Origin of the sequence: Promicromonospora alba (genome assembly GCF_042654905.1) — a bacterium.
GTDB classification, from domain to species: domain Bacteria; phylum Actinomycetota; class Actinomycetes; order Actinomycetales; family Cellulomonadaceae; genus Promicromonospora; species Promicromonospora alba.
In genome coordinates this window covers 932,030-949,409 of the sequence record NZ_JBHSFI010000003.1, presented here as the reverse complement: position 1 = coordinate 949,409, position 17,380 = coordinate 932,030, and the positions used below count along the sequence as shown (strand labels likewise).

Below are 17,380 nucleotides of genomic sequence, written 5' to 3'. Positions count from 1 at the left end.
CACGTGAGCCACGCCCCGACCGAGCAGCAGCAGCCGCCCATCCTGCGGATCCCCGGGATGCCGGCGCTGCTCGGGGTATCGCTGCTCGGCTTCGCCGGCTACGCCCTCCTGCTGCCGACGGCGCCCCTGTGGGCCATCCGCGGCGGCGCCGACGAGGGCGGTGCCGGGCTGGTCAACGCCGTCCTGATGCTCGCGACCGTCGCCTTCCAGACGACGGTGCCGTGGGCGCTGCGCCGATGGGGCTGGCGCACCACGCTCGTCGCCGGCGTGCTGCTGCTCGGCCTGCCCTCGTTCGGGCTCCTGCTCACCGACCAGCTCGCCGGGATCCTGGCGGTGTCCGCCGTCCGGGGCGCGGGGTTCGCCATCGTGACGGTCTGCGGCGCGAGCGCCATCGCCGAGCTGGTCGACGCCTCCCGGCGCGGGCGGGCGATCGGCGTCTACGGGCTCGCGGTCGCCGTCCCCCAGCTGATCCTCGTGCCGAGCGCCGCCTGGATCGCCGAGTCCGTCGACTTCCGGGTGGTGTTCGGGTTCGGCGCGTTGCCCGCGCTCGCCGTGCCCTTCGCGGCGGCCCTGGGCCGTCGGCTCGACGTCGTCGCCCGGCAGGACGCCGCCCGTGACGCCGCCGCCGAGCCGCGGCGGGCACGGGGGAGGGTGCTGCTGACGCTCGTCCTGCCGTCGCTCGTCCTGCTCGCCGTCACCACTCCTGGCGGGGCGCTGCTCACGTTCGCCCCGCAGTTCCGGCACGGGGCGGCGGTCGCCGTGCTCGGCCTGCTCGGCTTCACGGCCGCGGCGGCCCTGTCCCGCTGGCTGGTCGGCGGGCCGGCCGATCGGTTCGGGCCGGGCAGGTTCGTCCCGCCGCTGCTCGTGCTCTGCGCGGGCGGCCTGGTCCTGTGCGCCTGGTCCCTGTCCGACGGCGGCCCGGGGGCCGGCGTCCTGGTGGCCGGCATGACCGTCGTCGGCGTCGCCTACGGCAGCCTGCAGAACCTGACCCTGGTTGCCGCCTTCGCCGCCGTGCCCGACCGGGACCGCAGCGTCGCCAGCGCGGTCTGGAACATCGGGTTCGACGCCGGTACCGGGCTGGGCTCCCTGGTGGTCGGCTTCGTCGCGGCCGGAACCAGCTTCGCCGTCGGCCTGCTGACGACTGCCGCGCTGTGCGGGGTGATCGCCGTGCTCGCCCTTGTGGGCGGCAGGGGGTCGGGCCGACGGAGCACGTCGGCCTGACCACGCCGGCTCAGAAGTCGAAACCCCCGATCCCGCCGCCACCGAACGCGCTCTCCTCGTCGCCGTCCGCGGCCCAGGCCTCCCAGACCACCGACGATGCGGCATAGGCAGCGACGGCGCCGAGGATCGCGGCACCCACTGCGCTGCTGAGCGACGCCCCGGACGCGTCCGTCCCGAGCATCCGGGCCACCGCACCCCGCTCACGGGCCTCCGCGCGGGACGCCGACCGGGCCAGCGCCGCCGGGGAGGCGTCGGCGGGGCGCTCGCCGGCGCTCGCGGCCGCGCTGAGCCGGTCGAAGACGGCCGCGCGCTGCTCGGGGCTCAGCCGCTCGAAGGCCCGGGCGTGCACGCCCTCGACCACGGCCAGCGGGGCCGATCCGAGCATCTTCTCGTAGCGGCCGAGTGCGTGGGCGTCGGCGACGGCCACCCGGGTCCGGCGATCAGAGAGGCTCATGACCGTCTCCTACTTGTACATCGATGGTAGGTGCGTCGGTGGCAGGTGCGTCGGTGGCCGGTGCTTCGGCGGCCGGGACCAGGCGGTAGCCCTGCTCCGCCAGGGCGCGGGCCATGTGCGCGGCGTACCACTCGGGCCAGGCCTCGTCGTAGACGCCGCCCAGCTCCTCCTGCTCGTGGACTCCGTGCGCGGCGGCGGCCTGCTCGAGCAGGGCGAGCAGGATCTCGTCCGCTGCGGGGTTCTTCTCCATGACGGTCTCCGTCGTCCGGGTCGTTCGGGTCGTCAGCGGCCGGGGAGGCGGTTGACGACCTGCTGGAGCACCCACTCGTTGCCGTCGGGGTCGGCGAACGAGGCGAAGGACGCGTAGCTGTCGTGCTCCGGGTGCGGGCCGGAGACCCGGTGCGCGGTGCCGGCCCAGTGGAAGACGCCGTCCTCGTCGTGCCAGATCTCGCTGACGTCGGCGCCTCGCTCGATGAGCTCCGCGCGGGCGGCGGCGAGGTCCGTGACGATCAGGTGCAGGCCCCGCACGGAGCCGGGGGCGGCGTCGGTCAGGTGCTCGCCGAAGATGATCGATGCCGGCGATCCGGGCGGGGTGAGCTGGACGACACGCAGGCCGCGCTCGGTCGAGAAGTCAGCGTCGTGCCGCCAGCCGAGCCCCTCGTAGAAGGCCTTGGCGCGGTCCACGTCCGACACGGGCAGGACGACTACCTCGAGCTTGAGCTCCATGATGTTCCCTTCGACGGTGTAACCGGTCTGAACGGTTACTGCTGTGGAACCGACTGTGGCACGGGCTTCGTAACCTGTCAAGGCGGTTACGGGGCTTGTTTCCAGGGCGGTCACCAGTCAGACTGGTTACGTGAACCACGCCTTCCCGTGCGGGACGCCCGCCCTCGACTTCCTGGGCACGCTGCGCGCCCGTCGTAACCCGGTCCCGGGCGAGAAGCTCGGCACGCCCGAGCTGCTCGACGACTGGTTCGTGGAGTCCGGGATGTTCGACGGCGCGCCCGCCGCCGACGAAGCGGACCTCGTCGCGGCGCTGGAGCTGCGCGAGTCGGTGTACTCGCTCGTCGAGGCGCGGATCGCGGGGCGTCCCGTCGACGTCGACGGCGCCGCCGTCGCCGTCCTGAACCGGCATGCCGCACAGGCGCCCGTGGTGGTGCAGCTCGGCCCGGACGGCACGCGGCGCTCGGGCACCGCCGCGCAGGGGCTGGCGACGGTGGCCCGCGAGGCCGTCGAGATCCTGGGCGGCCCCGACGCGGCCCTGCTGCGCGAGTGCGGTCGGCCCGAGTGCACGCAGGTCTACCTCGACCGGTCCCGCGGTCACCGGCGCGAGTGGTGCGCCATGCGGACGTGCGGCAACCGGGTCAAGGTCTCGGCCTACCGCTCCCGCCACCGCACCGGGGAAGCTCCGGCCGCGGCGGGTCACGCGTAACCGCGGCGACCGGTTGGGTAGTGATGGTCGGTCCGGCGGAGCGGAGGCGACGTTGGTCGGGACGCTCGGCAGGGACGAGCCGGCCGAGCTGCTGCGCCTCCCTGATGGGGGCGGGCGTACTAAAAACCTTGCTGGTGCTGCGAGGGTGGCCGGGTGACTGTTGGAGAGACTCTGGCTGGTTGCCTGCTGATCACCGGGACACCCGGCGCCGGCAAGACGACGGTGTCGCAGCTGGTCGCTGAGCGGCTGCCGCGGGCGGCGCGCGTCGACGGTGACGTGTTCGGGATCATGCTCGTCAGCGGCGGGGCGAACATGCTCGACGAGGAGGGGCGCTGGAATCCCGGGCCCGACGGGCAGCATCAGCTGCGGCTCCGGATGATCAACCTGTGCTCGGTGGCGGACAACTTCGCCGAAGCCGGATTCACGCCCGTCGCCGACTCCGTCGTCGAGACGCGGGAGGAGCTGCGCTTCATCGCCGGGCGCTTGCGATCGCGGCCGCTGATGCTCGTGGTGCTGTGCCCGCCTCTCGAGGTGGCGCGGCACCGGAACGCGACCCGCGCCGTCGAGACCCGGGTGGACTACGACTTCGCTCCGCTGGCGCGGAATCAGCGGCGTGAGCTGGGCGACCTCGGGTGGTGGCTCGACTCCGGGGAGCAGGCGGCGGAGGAGACCGCCGACCTGATCGTCGCCGAGGCCGCTCGGCGGGCTGTCGTTCCGGAGTCGGTGCTGGGGTCGTAGGCGGTGACGTGCGGCTTCTGCTGCTGGCGTACGGGGCATCGTTCGGCGGGCGGTGCGAACGTGTGTGTCATATGTTGATGGCATGACATCAGACGGAGGTGTACCAGGAGCCGGCGACCAGCCCCGCGGGCTGGTGCTGCCCGCTGGTGGTGGTGCGGTACTGCGTGCGGCCGATGTCCGGGCGCTGCGCGAGGCGCTGGCCGGCATGATCCTGCCAGGCGGCACTGACACGGCGTCGTCCGTCTCGAAGGAGGCGCAGGCCGAGTGGGTGGACCTGCTCGGTGAGCTGGAGGCTGTGAAGAACACGGTGACGGCTACCCAGGGTCGGCTGGCGGTGGCGCTGGAGGAGGCCACGAAGGCGGACGAAGCGCGGCAGGGCATCCGGGCCGAGCGGCGGGGTCGTGGTGTGCCGAACCAGGTGGGTCCGGCGATGCGGCTCAGCCCGCATGCGGGAGGGGCGTTCCTGGGCACGGCCCGGGCGTGGATCACCGATATGCCGCACACCTTCGACGCGCTGCGCACCGGCGTGCTCTCGCAGTGGCGCGCGACGCTCATGGTGCGCGAGACCGCGCACCTCTCGGCGGAGCACCGGGCGCAGATCGACGAGCAGATCTGCGGCCCCGCGAACCTGCCCGCGCTTGCCCGGATGGGCACCCGGCGGCTGATCGCGCGGATCAAGGAGCTGGCGGGCGAGCTCGACGTGCACGCCTGCGTGAAGCGGAACGCGAAGGCCGTGTCGGAGCGGCGTGTCTCGGTACGCCCGGCGCCCGATCTGATGGTCTACCTGACCGCGCTGGTGCCGATGCAGCAGGGTGTGCAGGCGTACGCGCAGCTCAAGGCCCATGCCGACGCGGCGAAGGCGGCCGGTGACGAGCGGGGTGCTGGTCAGATCATGGCTGACACCCTGATCGAGCGGGTGGCCGGTCGTGAGCCGGGCAAGGCCGACGAGGTGCCCGTCGCGATCAACCTGCTGGTCAGCGACCAGACGCTGTTCGCCGGTGGTGAGGAGCCGGCAGTCGTCGTGGAGGGGGCTTCCGCCGGGGTGGGCGCGGTCCCGGCCCCAGTCGCCCGCGAGCTCGCTGCGCACGGGATCGACGCCGACGCGGCCTGGCTCCGCTCGATCTATGTCGATCCCCGTGGTCGTCTGCTGGCGACCACGTCGGTGTCTCGGTTCCACCCGCCGGGCCTTTCCGCGCTGCTTCGTGCCCGTGAGCAGGGCATCTGCGGCACGTCCTGGTGCGACGCCCCGGTGCGGCACATCGACCACGTGACGCCGTTCGCCGAGGGCGGTCAGACCAGCCTGGGCAACGGCCAGGGTCTGTGCGCACGCTGCAATCACGCGAAGCAGGCGCCGGGGTGGAGGCAGAAGGCCACCGAGATCGACGGCCGGCACGCGGTCGAGACGGTTACGCCGACGGGGCACACCTATGTCGCCGTCGCGCCCAAGCCGCCACGTCCCGTGAGGGAGGAGGTCGCGGACGGCGGGAGGCAGCCGGACCACACCGAGGAACCGGCACCGGGCTGGACTCCTGCCGTCGGCATGGGTGCGCCCAGCAGCGGTCGTGTCCCGCGAAGCCGCTACTCGATCGGCTGTCATACCGGTCCAGACCGAGGCGCGATTGCCTACCGGCCCGGCCGGAACACGGGCCCGGGTCGCCGGCCACGTCGGCGCACCGGCCTGGCAGACCTCTCCTGGGCGTATCCAGGACCTGAGCGATAGCTGGTCACACGATCCCCGGGAAGAGCGCATAGGCCACCACGGTGATCGAGTTGTTGAGCGCGTGCACCACCACACCCGGCCAGACCGAGTCACTGCGCCGGCGAAGCTCGGCGGTGATGACCCCGACGATGAAGGCAGTGGGCAGCACCACGTTGATCCCGTGCAGCAGCGCGAAGATCGCTGCGCTCCCGAGGGTCGCGAGCACAGGTCCGTACCGCTGCTCGCCCCGGCCGCATAGCTGGCCTGGGTGTCCGTCTCGGCGTCGGTCAGCATGACGAAGAGCGGGGTGAGTACACCCTTGGCGAGCAGCGCCACGACACCGCCGGCGACGCCGATCCACAGCCAGCGCGCGCTGGTCCGCCGCACGCCGAACACCTGCCAGGAGCGGTGTCGCAACACCGCCGCGGCGCCGAACCCGGCGAGCCCAGCCACGCCGGAGAGGCACGCCAGGGCGGCGCCGCCCACCGGGCTGGTCAGGTCGATCAGACCGCGGGTCACGAACGGCAGCCCCAATCCGACCAGGGCCATCGCGGCGATCCCGACCAGGGTCTCGGGCCAGCCCGGCCGGGCGATCCGCAGACCTGCGTCAGTTGTGGTTTCCATCCCGCCAGTAGAAACCGTGTCCTTGGCACACGGTCAACCGCACGTGCCGCGCCCCCGTGAACGTCAGGGCACCAGGACGATCCGCCCGAACACCGTGCCCGCATCCATCTGCCGGTGCGCCTCGGCTGCCTGGGCCAGGGGCAGCACGTCGTGCACGACGGCGTGCAGCTCGCCACGCACCGCGGCGGCGAACAGTTCGTCCCGGACGGCGTCCCGGGCCGGCGTCGGCACCGTGTCGAGGCTGAACGTCGCGACCGAACGGGACTGCTGGAACGTGCTCAGGAGCCGGGCGCCGAAGTCGGCCGCCGGGAACCCGGCGACTGCTCCGGCCAGGACGAGGCGCCCGTTCGGCGCGAGCCGGTCCAGGAACTCGGGAGTGTCCATTCCGCCGACGATGTCGATGATCACGTCGAACGACGCGGGGGCGTCCGGGTCCCCGCTGCCGGACCGGTCGAGCACATGTGTCGCCCCCAGATCGCGGAGACGACTGCCGCGCTCGGCCGACGACGTCGTCACGGCCACCGCGCTCGCGCCGCCCCGTGCCGCGAGCTCCACGGCCGCGATGCCTATGCTTCCCGCCGCGCCACGCACGAGGACGGACTCCCCGGGCACGAAGTGAGCGTGGGCGAGCGCGAAGTGCGCCACGGGCGCCGAGCTGCCGAAGGCCACCGCGTCGATCGACGACAGCTCCTCGGGAAGCGCGACGACTTCGGCCGCCTGGACGACAGCGTGCTCGACGTAACCGCCGGTGCCGCCCGTGAACGCCCATACCCGGCGACCCAGCCAGGCCCGGTCGACGTCCGCCCCGACGGCGGTCACTGTGCCCGCGACCTCACTGCCGGGGATCAGTCCTTCGGTGAAGCCGTATCCGGTGATCGTGCCGCGCCGGATGACGGCGTCGACCCCGCCCACCCCTATCGCCTGGGTCTCGATCACGAGCTGCCCCGGCCCGGGAACCGGGACGGGGATGTCCGTCACCGTCATACCGCTCGGGTCACCGAATCGCTCGATAGTCACTGCTCGCATCGTTCGTCTCCGTTGCTCTGTTCATGGTCCCTGCGCCGGCGACGCTAACGGACAGGGGCGTCCACTTAGCCGAACTGAGAGAGAGCCGCCGATCATTGCCCCATTTCGGCCGGCGGGTTCCGGCCGCCACAATCTCTGACTAAAGTCAGAGATGTGACCCTCGTCGAGACCGTCCGCCGTTTCAACCGCAGCTACACCCAGCGCATCGGCGCCCTGGAGGAGTCGTTCCTCGGCACGGGCCGGCCGCTCGGCGCGTCGCGCCTCCTCTTCGAGGTGGGGCCCGACGGCGCAGCGGTCCGGGAGCTGCGCGAGCGCCTGGACCTGGACTCGGGCTACCTGACCCGGCTCTTGTCCCGGCTGAGCGACGACGGGCTCGTCGAGGTGCGTCCCGACCCGGCCGACCGGCGTCGGCGGATCGTGCGGCTCACCGCCGTCGGGCGGACGGCGTACCGCGAGCTGGACGAGCGCTCCGAGCAGAAGGCGCGCACACTGCTCGAACCGCTCACCGAGCGGCAGCGCGCCCGGCTGGACGAGGCGCTCGGCACCGCCGACCTGCTGATCCGCGCGGCGACCGTGCACCTGCGCGTCGTGGACCCGGTGAGCGAAGCGGCCACCGCTGCGCTGGGGGAGTACTACGCCGAGCTCGACCGTCGCTTCTCGGGCGGGTTCGTGCCCGACCCGCCGCAGCACGGCGCCGACGCGCTGCGTGCGCCCGGCGGCGCCTTCGTGGTCGCGACCAGCGACGGCGTCCCCGTGGCCTGCGGCGGGGTGCGGAGGTTGGACGCGGCGACGGGCGAGATCAAGCGGATGTGGGTCGCGGCGAGCTGGCGCGGCGCCGGCCTGGGCACGCGGCTGCTCCGGCGGCTGGAGAGCGAGGCGCTGAGCCTGGGCTGCTCCCGCATCGTGCTGGACACCAACGGGGCTCTGACCGAGGCGATCACGATGTACGGCAGGGCCGGCTACCGCGAGATCGCGCCGTACAGCCAGGACAACCCGTACGCGGAGCTGTTCTTCGAGAAGCCGCTGGGCTGACCGCCCCGGGATGCGAGCTGGGCCCCGGCGCGACACGGTGAACGCCCGGCAAGCAGAACCGAGGGAAGGAGCGAGACATGGCCCAGCAGACAGTCGCGGACGTCATGACCCCAGCACCGACCACGATCGGCATGTCCGCGACACTTGAGACAGCCGCCCGCACGATGGCCGCGCAGGACGTGGGCGCGCTGGTCGTGCAGGCGGGGAACACCACCGTCGGCATAGTCACCGACCGGGACCTCGTGGTCCGCGGCCTGGCCGAAGGGCTCGGCCTCGAGGCGATGGTCGGGGAGGTGGCGAGCGAGGAGCTGCTCTCGATAGGCCCGAGCGTCCCCGTGGAGACGGCGGTAGAGCTCATGCGGGTCGCCGCCGTCCGGCGCATCCCCGTGATGGACGGCGACGACGCGGTCGGCATCATCTCCATCGGCGACCTCGCGATCGAACGCGACCCGACGTCGGCGCCGGCCGACATCTCGGCAGCCGAACCAGACTACTGAGACCTGAACAGGACTGAGCGCTGTGGGCCACCCGCAGAACTCCTGGATCGTGGCGTTGCCGGTCGGGTATCTCTCGGCCGGCCGCCGCGTCTGGGTGCGCCACCCGCGCTGGTCGCTCGCGATCAAGGGGGCGCTCGCGGCCACACTGGCCTGGTTCGTCGGGACCCTGGCGCCCGCGCCCTTCTCCGAGTACCCGTACTACGCCCCGCTGGGCGCCGTGCTCGCCACCACCAGCACCGTGGTGCGCTCGGTGCGCGAGTCCGTCCAGACGGTGGCGGCGGTGCTGATCGGTGCGGCCATCGCGCGCGCCGTCGACCTCCTGCCGCTCCCCGGCCCGCTGGAGGTCGGCGTCGTGGTCGGCATCGCGCTCCTGTGCGTGGGCTGGCGCATCTTCGGCGACATGGGGAGCTGGGCCGTCAACTCGGCAATCTTCGTGCTCATCCTCGGCTCCGGCGAGGGGATGGGGTTCATCGGCTCCTACGCGGGCCTGATCGTGGTCGGCGCGGCGATCGGCATCGCCGTGAACCTGCTGCTCCCGCCCCTGCCCCTCACCCCGTCCGAGGTCGCCCTGACCCGGCTGCGCGACGAGCTCGCCGAACAGATCGAGACGCTGGCGGCCGGGCTCGAGGACAGGGGCACCCTCGACCCCGACGCGTGGGAGGACCGCCGCCACCGCCTCATCCCGACCATCGAGAGCGCGCGGGCGGCCGTCGGCCAGATGCGCGAGGCCTCACGCGCCAACCGCAAGGTGCGACGCACCGGCTACCGCGACTGGGTGGCGTCGCAGACCCGCCGTGCCGGCGCCCTGGGTACGGCGGCCGAGGTGGTCGACGAGATAGTGCGCCTGCTCGTCGAGTGGGAACGCGACGGACGCGAGGACGTGGCGCTCGGCCGGCAGCTGAGGCCCTCGTTCGCCACCACGCTCCGCGCGTTCGCCGCGGCGCTGCGGGTCGCCGAGACACAGGACGCGGCGAACAGACCGGACGGTGGGGCCGCGGCCCAGGCGGCCGCCGACGCCGTGCGCCGGCTCGACGACTCGCTCGGTGAGCTCCGCCACCAGGTCCGCGAGACCCGGCGCACCTCCGAGCAGGACTACTTCGTCGCAGGCGCGCTCATCCTCGACGTCGCACGCGGGGCCGACGCCCTACGCCTCTGACAGCCGGCATGCGAGCGACAGGCCACCGGGGGATGGTGGACATGTCGGTGAAGCAGCCCGCCGTCGGCCCTACCGAGGGAGGAGTGCGACATGGTCCAGACCGTTGCAGACGTCATGACCGCAGCGCCGACCAGCGTCGACGTGACGGACACGATCGAGGCAGCCGCCCGCGCGATGGCCTCGGAGGACGTCGGTGCGCTGATCGTCCGGTCCGAGTCCAGGATCGTCGGCATCATCACCGACCGGGACATCGTGGTCCGCGGCCTCGCCGAAGGGCGCGACCTCGCCGTCGAGCGCGACCCGTCGTCGGCGCTCGCGGACATCTCCGAGGAACCGCCGAACCGCTGAGCCGGCCATGAGCCAGACGTCCGCGGCCCGCATGCCCGCCCATCGCACGCGCATCCCTACGCCCGCCAACCGCACGCCCGTGGACCTGAGCACGGGAGAGGCCGTACGCGTCGTCGGTCAGGTGCTCGCGCCGCTGGTCGCCCAGGGCGCGATCATCCGCCGACCGCGTGCGACCGCGTGGGCGGAGCGGCACCAGGTGGACCGCACGGCGCGCGCGGTACTGAGCGGGCTGCGGGAGCGGCACGACCGGGCCCCGCTCGCCTTCGGCGTCGGGCCGCGGCGGTTCGTCGTGGTCACGGAGCGGGAGGACGTGCGCCGCCTGCTCGAGGACTCGCCGGAGCCCTTCTCGCCGGCCACGAAGGAGAAGCGCGGCGCGCTCGCGCACTTCCAGCCCGAGGGCGTGCTCATCTCGTCCACCACCGAGCGCTGGCACCGGCGGCCGTTCAACGAGCATGCGCTCCAGATGGACCAGCCGGTGCACGACGACGGTGCCGCCTTCGTCGACGCCGTACGCCGCGGCGTGGTGGAGCTGACCCGGCAGCTCGACTCGACCGGGCGGTTCGACGCCTATGCCTTCCACGAGGCGTGGTGGGGCATCGTGCTGGAGGTGGTCCTCGGCACGAAGGCCCGCGGGGACCGGGAGCTCGTGGCGATCCTCAACACCCTCCGGCGGGATGCGAACTGGTCGTGGCTGCACCCGAGACGCACGCGGCTCCGCGAGGAGCTGGACCGCCGGATCGCGTCCTACCTGCGTGCGCCCGAACCCGGCTCGCTCGCGGACGCGGCCCACCGGAGCGGCCCCGCGACGGCGGTGGGTCAGGTTCCGCACTGGCTCTTCGCGTTCGACGCCGCCGGCGCGGCGACCCTGCGGGCACTCGCGATGGTCGCCGCCCGGCCCGGGGTCCGCGAGCGCGTGCTCGCGGAGGCGGGCCAGGGCGGTCCGGCGGCGTTGTGGCAGGCCGGGCAGGGCCCGGCGCTCCTGCCCTACGCGCGGGCCTGCGTGCTGGACTCGGTACGCCTGTGGCCGACGACGTTCGTGGTGCTGCGCGAGTCCACCGGTCCCACCATCTGGGGCCGGCGGACCCTGCCCGCACACACGGGGTTCATCGTCGTCAGCTCGTTCTTCCACCGGGACCCGGCCGGGCGTCCGCACGCCGACGCCTTCGTCCCGGAGGCGTGGCTGGACGGCCGCAACGACGGCGACTGGGGGCTCGTCCCGTTCAGCGGCGGGCCTGCCGCGTGCCCCGGCCGGAACGTGGTGCTCCTGGTCGCGAGCCACCTGCTGGCCCGGCTGGCGACGCGGGACCTGCGCGTGGCCCGCGGGCGGTACCTGGCCCGGGACCCGCTGCCCGCCACCGTGGACCACCTGGGTCTGCGCTTCCGGACGGCGGGGAGCGCCTGATGCTGCCCGGTGTGCCGCACCTGCGTTCGCTCGCGGAGGTGGCGGAGCTGGTCGAGGCGGTGTCGCCGCTCTACGTGCGGTTCAGCGGGGGACCGGTGGCCGACGCCGCCACCGTGAGCCAGGACCACGAGAGCGGGTGCCTGCTGCCCGGGCTCAGCGTCAACCCGCTGACACCTGAGCCGTGGTGGGACCGGAAGCTGGAGCACTGGCTGGCGCGGCAGCTGTGCCAGTACGCCCACCTGCTGGCGCCCGACCGGTACCCGTGGGCGCTGACCGGCGAGATCGCGGGCCGCGGGCCGGACTGCGAGCCGCTGCTGGTCAGTACGACCGCCGTCGCGACCATCGACCAGTCGGTGGTCGACGAGGCCGCTGAGACGTACGAGCGGGAGTTCCGCGCCGGCGCGGCCGGGCGGTGACGGCGTCCGTCACGACCTGCCGTAGTGCGTGACGAAGTCCTCGACGGCGCAGGCTGCCGCGCCCCGCGCCCAGTCGACGAACCGCAGGGGGCGCAGCTCGATGGCCGAGCGGGCCGCCGACCCGAAGGCCCGCTGCTCGAACGCGGCGCGAACGTGCGGGTCCATGACGTCGTAGTCGCGCTCATCGTCGGCGGGTTCCGGGCTGCTGCCGATGGCCTCGCCCGTGATGACGATGTGCTGGGCGCCGAGCAGGTTGGCGATGGTCGCGATCCCGGTGCCGACGGCGCTGCCCGCGTCGGCGAGCACCCGGACGGCGTCGGGCTGGCCGGAGCGGGCGAGCTCGGCGACGTCGCCGATGCCCAGTCCGGGGAACCCGGCCTGCGCCATGCGCTCCAGGATCGAGGCGGACCCCGCGACGGCCTCGACGCAGCCCCGGTTTCCGCAGTGGCACAGCGGGCCTTCGGGGTCCACGAGCACGTGCCCCACCTCGCCGGCCACGCCGAAGCTGCCGTGCACCACCTGGCCGTTGACCAGCAGCGCGCAGCCGATGCCGGTACCGACGGTCACCAGCGCGAGCGACGACAGCCCTCGTCCCACGCCGTACCAGCGCTCGCCCGTGAGGAGCGCGCGGACATCGTTCTCGACGGTGGTCGTCAGGCCGGTGCGACGTGCCACCTCCTGGCCGAGCGGCACGTCGTGCCAGCCCAGGAACGGTGAGTAGGCCACGTGCCCCGAGGCGGCGTCGATGTCGCCCGACACGGCCAGGCCCACGCTGCCGACCTGGGGACGCCCGGCCCGCAGCCGCTCCACGAGGTCCGCGACCTGCGCGACGAGGGCCTCGGGCCCGTGGTCGCCGACGGGCACGGTGAGCTCGTCCAGCACGCGGCACCGCAGGTCGCACAGCACGCCGAACAGCTGGTCGGCCGTGACCTTGATGCCGATCGCCAGGTGTGCCTCCGTCCGCACGGTCACCACCGTGGCGGGCCTGCCGAGCGCGCCCTCGGTGGACGCCCGGCCGCCGGTCTCGTCCAGCAGCCCCGCCTCCAGCAGCGGGCGCACCGCCCGGGTGATGGCACCCGGAGTCAGTCCCGTGTCGGTGGCCAGGGCGGTGCGCGACGCGTCGCCGGTCATGACGAGCTGCTGGAGGACACGCGTCCCGGCCGGGCTCAGCGTCGGCGCCTGGGGTCTGGCGGGCATGCGCCGACTCTAGCCGGGCGACTTAATTGACAGCAACAAAAAAAGACTGTTGAGTGTGCGGCACCCAGCAACGTCGCCGGAGGAGCCTCCATGTCAGTCACGTCCGAACCCGTCCGGACCCGCAGAGCCGCCCGTTCGTGGCTCGCCGTGGGCCTGGCCCTCGCCGTCGTCGGCACCGTCGGTGCGGCGCCCGTGACGGCCGCGCCCCTGTCCGCGTCCGACACCCCGCCGTCCGCGGCCCAGCCGTCCGGCGCCCGGCCGTCCGCAGCCATCGAGGCCGAGGCCACGCAGGTGGTCCTGGACGGCGCGAGCCGGTCCGGCTGCTCGTCCTGCTCGGGCGGGGGCAAGGTCGGCAGCATCGACCCGTCGTCCACCGTGTCGGTGCCGGGCGTCCTCGCGCCCGAGGCGGGCTCGTACGACGTCACGCTGCACTACCTGAGCGGCGACGACACCCGCGCTCTGACCGTGACGCCCGACGGCGGCGACACCGTCGCCGTGCCCGTCGCGTCCACGGGCGGCTGGGACCGGGTCGGCACCGTCGTCGTCTCCCTGCCCCTGCGCTCGGGCGAGAACCGGCTGATCATCAGCGCACCGGCCGGTTCGCTCGGCCCCGATCTGGACCGCGTGGTGGTCGCGGGCACGACCGCGAAGGACTACGCGCTCGCCGACCCGGCGGCGGCCGACCCGGTGCCCGTCGACCCGACCCCCGCCGCCCCCGGCGGCAGGCACGTCACGCTGCGCGGCGGCGACGTCACCGTCGACTACTCGCTGTCCAGCGGCACCGCCGACGCGCGGTGGGGCCGGCACCAGGCGGTGACCGGGTTCTACAGCGGCGTGCGCCTGGTCGACGACTTCGTCACCACCAAGCAGTACGACGGCGCCTGCCGGCTCACCGGAACGCGCACGGTCATCTGTGCCAAGCCGGGGCTGCCCACGCTGCGTCAGGTCTTCGTGTTCGACGGCGACCGCTCCTTCTCGGTGCGGCTCGACGTGACCGGAACGGACGGCCCGGTCACCACCTCGATGATGGTGCCGGTCATGACCGACCGGCCCGGGTCGGTGGACCTCGGGCACGACGGCGACAACCGGATGGTGCTGGTGCCGTTCGACAACGACCACTGGGTCCGTTACGAGACGCCGGCGATCCAGGACGTCACGCCCGCGCAGCGCAGCTTCGAGGTCACGTCGTTCATCGATGACGTCTCGCGCCGCGGCCTCGTGGTCGGTTCCCTGGACCGGGACACCTGGAAGTCCGGCGTCGTGGCCGACGGGAACGCCGACGGCGGGCTGGACCGGCTGCAGGCCGCCGCGGGCCTGACCGACTGGAGCTACGACTACGGCGACGGCCTGAACAAGTACCAGTTCAACCGCGAGCTCAAGCCGCACGGCGACGTCAGCGGCACGACGGTGAGCTCACCGCGCATGTTCGTGGGCTACTACGCCGACTGGCGCGAGGGCATGGAGACGTTCGGCCGCGCGGCGGCCCAGGTGGCGCAGTCGCGCACCTGGTCGGACGGCACGCCGTTCGGGTTCAACAGCTGGGGCGGGCTCGGCGCCCGCGGGGGCGACGCCGCCGTCATGGACGAGGTCTCCGAGTTCCTCGCCGAGGAGGCGCCCGCCTTCCGGAACACGCGGTCCGCCAACGGCCCGTACGTGGGCGTGGACTCGTACTGGGACAAGATGCTCGCGCCCGAGTACTCGTTCGAGGACCCGGACACGTCCTGGGCGGAGCTCGAGCAGTACGTCGCGGACGTCAAGGCCCGCGGCCAGGAGCCGGCCCTCTACTTCCAGCCGTTCGCCAACTTCTGGAAGGAGGGGCTCGACGAGCGCATCGGCGGCACCAACCTCTGCGACACGTGCGAGAACCAGACGTACCGCGAGATGGCGCTCAAGGTGAACGGCGTGCCGGTGAACATCGACGGGGCCTGGGCGCTCGACCCGACCAACCCCGGCGTGCAGAACCGCGCGCGGATCGCCCTGAGCAAGTTCCGCGAGCTGGGGGTGCGCTACGTCAAGCTCGACTTCCTGACCCACGGCTACGTCGAGGCCGACAGCTGGTCGGACGAGTCGGTGCGCACGGGCCAGCAGGCGTTCCGCCAGGGCATGGCACAGGTCGTGGACCACGTGGGCGACGACATGTTCATCGACCTGGCGATCTCGCCCCTGTTCGCCTCGGAGTTCGCGCACGCCCGCCGCATCTCGTGCGACGTGCACGGCGCCCTGAACAACTGGCACCCGACCCAGCCCGACCGGTACCAGAAGAGCACGGAGTACCTGCTCAACTCCCTGACCTACGGCTGGTGGCTCGACGAGGTCTACGCCTTCAACGACGGCGACCACGTCCAGTTCGGCAACTACGAGTACGACGGCGACGCGAACGCCTACCTGCTCCAGGACCCGTACCCCAGCATCTGGCCCGAGGGGCAGAACCGGGCGCGCGTCACGTCCGCCGTCATCACGGGTATCTACCAGGTCAGTGAGGACCTCACCGCCACCGGCCACCCCGTGATCAAGCAGCGGGCGCGCGACCTGCTGCAGAACCCGCGGATCAACCGGATCGCCGAGATCGGCCGCTCCTTCGCCCCCGTGCAGGCGGGCCCGGACCGGTTCACCGCCGCCGACACGTTCGTGCTGCGCGAGGGCGCGACCACCTACGTCGCGGCGTTCAACTACGGCGCCTCGTCCCGCACCACCGACGTCGCCCTGCGCGACCTCGGCCTGGGCGGCGGCCGGTACGAGGTCACCGAGCTCTGGACGGGTCAGCGGGGCCACGCCACCGGCCGGCTCCAGGCCGCCGTCCCCGCCGAGGGCGTGCGCGTCTGGGCCATCACGAAGGGCCGGCACTGATGGCGCAGGCTCTCCGCCGCTCAGCGGCCCGGGGCGGCGCGCTGGTTCTGCAGGACGCCGGCTAGCAGCACGACCAGGAGCCCGGCGACCGGCACGACCAGCAGGCCGTAGCGCAGGCCTACGGCGTCGGCCACCATCCCGACCAGCGGCGGCGAGGCGAGGAAGCCGAGCCGCATCAGCCACGACACGATGGTCAGACCCGTGCCGGCGCGCAGGCCGGGCAGCTCGTCGGCCTCGTGCATGGCGGCGGGGACCAGGGTCGCGCTGCCGAGCCCGACCGCGGCGAAGCCGAGGATCGTGCCCGGAACGGTCGGGAAGGCAAGCGCCAGCCCCATGCCGAGCGCGATGACCACGCCTCCGGCCCGGGCGACCGTGCGCTGGCCGAACCGGTCGACCATGCGGTCGCCGAGCATGCGTCCGACGAACTGCGCGCCGACCAGCGCGACGAAGCCCGTGGCGGCCAGGGCGGCGGGGGCGCCGAGCGAGCCCGACAGGTAGAGCGTGGCCCACGAGCTGCCGGCGTCCTCCACGAGGGCGCCGCCGACGGCGATCAGGACCAGGGCGGCGACGAGGAACAGCGTGCGCGGGCTCAGGCCGGGGCGCCCCACGGCGGAGGTGGGCGTCTCGGTGGCGACGGCGGCGTGGTCCTCGCCGTCGCGCCCGGGGAGCCGGAACCGCAGCGCCACGAGCGCGACCGTGGCGAAGACCGCCGTGGAGATGCCGAGGTGTACGCCGAGCGGCAGGCCGAGTGCGATGGCGGCGGCGCCCATCGACCCGCCCAGGACGGCGCCGATGGACCACACCGCGTGGAAGCCGTTGATGATCGACCGCCCGTAGCGGCGCTGCACCCGCAGGCCGTGGGCGTTCTGCGCGACGTCGGTGATGGCGTCCATGGCACCGCCCAGCAGCAGGGCGGCCACCAGCAGCCCGAACGACGGCGCGAGGCCGGCGGCCAGCACGCCGAGACCCGTGAGGATGGTGCCCACCACGGCCGCCTGCGCGGACCCGAACTTCCGCACCAGGAAGCCGGCGCCGAGCCCCGCGATGATCGCCCCGGCCGGGAACGCCGCGACGGCGAGGCCGTAGACGGTGTTGTCCAGGTCGAGCGTGGCCTTGATCTCGGGGTAGCGGGGGACGAGATTGGCGAACAGGGCGCCGTTGGTCAGGAACAGAGCGGCGACGGCGGCGCGGGCGCGCCGGTCGGCGGGCTGCGGGCCCAGGCCCGGAGTAAGTGCCATGTGTACGAGCGTACCCATCCAGCGTACGAACGTACACATCGCCCGCTAGGCTG

At 73.2% G+C, this 17,380-nt stretch carries 18 protein-coding genes; 11 read left to right on the top strand and 7 right to left on the bottom strand.

Annotated features, from left to right (window positions below; genetic code table 11):
* The first annotated feature begins 3 nt into the window (after positions 1-3).
* Positions 4-1,221, top strand: coding sequence for an MFS transporter (locus ACFO6V_RS09525; protein WP_377134585.1), 1,218 nt, complete (start codon positions 4-6; stop codon positions 1,219-1,221).
* 10 nt (positions 1,222-1,231) lie between these two features.
* Here ACFO6V_RS09525 and ACFO6V_RS09520 read toward each other — a convergent pair whose 3' ends face one another.
* From ACFO6V_RS09520 to ACFO6V_RS09510, 3 genes are read right to left on the bottom strand one after another with little or no spacing between them, the layout of a single operon-like run.
* The gene (locus ACFO6V_RS09520; RefSeq protein ID WP_377134583.1) at positions 1,232-1,675 is read right to left on the bottom strand and encodes a hypothetical protein; all 444 of its coding nucleotides are present in this window, start codon (positions 1,673-1,675) and stop codon (positions 1,232-1,234) included.
* Positions 1,662-1,925 carry a hypothetical protein gene (locus ACFO6V_RS09515; protein WP_377134581.1) on the bottom strand — a complete coding sequence of 88 codons (264 nt, stop codon included), beginning with the start codon at positions 1,923-1,925 and terminating at the stop codon, positions 1,662-1,664. The genes ACFO6V_RS09520 and ACFO6V_RS09515 overlap by 14 nt, the downstream gene beginning before the upstream one ends.
* Positions 1,926-1,957: 32 nt before the next feature.
* Entirely contained in the window at positions 1,958-2,401 is a 444-nt protein-coding gene (locus ACFO6V_RS09510) for a VOC family protein (protein ID WP_377134579.1), read from the bottom strand.
* A gap of 130 nt (positions 2,402-2,531) precedes the next feature.
* Here ACFO6V_RS09510 and ACFO6V_RS09505 point away from each other — a divergent pair, with 130 nt between their 5' ends.
* From ACFO6V_RS09505 to ACFO6V_RS09495, 3 genes are all read left to right on the top strand, one after another.
* Positions 2,532-3,107 (top strand): CGNR zinc finger domain-containing protein, encoded by a 576-nt coding sequence (locus ACFO6V_RS09505; protein ID WP_377134577.1) that lies wholly within the window; start codon positions 2,532-2,534, stop codon positions 3,105-3,107.
* A 153-nt stretch (positions 3,108-3,260) separates the two neighbouring features.
* Positions 3,261-3,845 carry an AAA family ATPase gene (locus ACFO6V_RS09500; protein WP_377134575.1) on the top strand — a complete coding sequence of 195 codons (585 nt, stop codon included), beginning with the start codon at positions 3,261-3,263 and terminating at the stop codon, positions 3,843-3,845.
* 205 nt (positions 3,846-4,050) lie between these two features.
* A complete protein-coding gene (locus ACFO6V_RS09495) occupies positions 4,051-5,565 on the top strand; it encodes an HNH endonuclease (RefSeq protein WP_377135198.1) in 1,515 nt (504 codons plus the stop codon).
* A gap of 4 nt (positions 5,566-5,569) precedes the next feature.
* Here ACFO6V_RS09495 and ACFO6V_RS09490 read toward each other — a convergent pair whose 3' ends face one another.
* Both ACFO6V_RS09490 and ACFO6V_RS09485 read right to left on the bottom strand, forming a co-directional pair.
* A complete protein-coding gene (locus ACFO6V_RS09490) occupies positions 5,570-5,905 on the bottom strand; it encodes a CPBP family intramembrane glutamic endopeptidase (RefSeq protein WP_377134573.1) in 336 nt (111 codons plus the stop codon).
* A 326-nt stretch (positions 5,906-6,231) separates the two neighbouring features.
* Positions 6,232-7,194, bottom strand: coding sequence for a zinc-binding dehydrogenase (locus ACFO6V_RS09485; RefSeq protein ID WP_417715004.1), 963 nt, complete (start codon positions 7,192-7,194; stop codon positions 6,232-6,234).
* Between the two features lie 153 nt (positions 7,195-7,347).
* On the opposite strand from ACFO6V_RS09485, the gene ACFO6V_RS09480 reads away from it, so the two are divergent.
* From ACFO6V_RS09480 to ACFO6V_RS09455, 6 genes are all read left to right on the top strand, one after another.
* Positions 7,348-8,226 (top strand): bifunctional helix-turn-helix transcriptional regulator/GNAT family N-acetyltransferase, encoded by an 879-nt coding sequence (locus tag ACFO6V_RS09480; protein WP_377134569.1) that lies wholly within the window; start codon positions 7,348-7,350, stop codon positions 8,224-8,226.
* A 77-nt stretch (positions 8,227-8,303) separates the two neighbouring features.
* On the top strand, positions 8,304-8,723 hold the full coding sequence (locus ACFO6V_RS09475) for a CBS domain-containing protein (RefSeq protein WP_377134567.1): 420 nt from the start codon (positions 8,304-8,306) through the stop codon (positions 8,721-8,723).
* A gap of 22 nt (positions 8,724-8,745) precedes the next feature.
* On the top strand, positions 8,746-9,879 hold the full coding sequence (locus tag ACFO6V_RS09470; RefSeq protein ID WP_377134565.1) for an FUSC family protein: 1,134 nt from the start codon (positions 8,746-8,748) through the stop codon (positions 9,877-9,879).
* A 90-nt stretch (positions 9,880-9,969) separates the two neighbouring features.
* Complete coding sequence (locus ACFO6V_RS09465; RefSeq protein WP_377134563.1) at positions 9,970-10,227, top strand: CBS domain-containing protein; 258 nt, start codon at positions 9,970-9,972, stop codon at positions 10,225-10,227.
* 7 nt (positions 10,228-10,234) lie between these two features.
* Positions 10,235-11,629: a cytochrome P450 gene (locus tag ACFO6V_RS09460; protein WP_377134561.1), complete on the top strand. Its 1,395-nt coding sequence runs from the start codon at positions 10,235-10,237 to the stop codon at positions 11,627-11,629.
* The gene (locus ACFO6V_RS09455; RefSeq protein WP_377134559.1) at positions 11,629-12,045 is read left to right on the top strand and encodes a DUF6098 family protein; all 417 of its coding nucleotides are present in this window, start codon (positions 11,629-11,631) and stop codon (positions 12,043-12,045) included. The genes ACFO6V_RS09460 and ACFO6V_RS09455 overlap by 1 nt, the downstream gene beginning before the upstream one ends.
* Before the next feature lie 9 nt (positions 12,046-12,054).
* On the opposite strand, the gene ACFO6V_RS09450 is transcribed toward ACFO6V_RS09455, so the two are convergent.
* Positions 12,055-13,242, bottom strand: a complete 1,188-nt coding sequence (locus tag ACFO6V_RS09450; protein WP_377134557.1) for an ROK family transcriptional regulator — start codon at positions 13,240-13,242, stop codon at positions 12,055-12,057.
* 90 nt (positions 13,243-13,332) lie between these two features.
* Between ACFO6V_RS09450 and ACFO6V_RS09445 the strand changes: the two genes are divergently transcribed.
* A complete protein-coding gene (locus ACFO6V_RS09445) occupies positions 13,333-16,089 on the top strand; it encodes a hypothetical protein (protein ID WP_377134555.1) in 2,757 nt (918 codons plus the stop codon).
* 20 nt (positions 16,090-16,109) lie between these two features.
* On the opposite strand, the gene ACFO6V_RS09440 is transcribed toward ACFO6V_RS09445, so the two are convergent.
* Positions 16,110-17,327, bottom strand: coding sequence for an MFS transporter (locus ACFO6V_RS09440; RefSeq protein WP_377134553.1), 1,218 nt, complete (start codon positions 17,325-17,327; stop codon positions 16,110-16,112).
* Positions 17,328-17,380 lie beyond the last annotated feature (53 nt).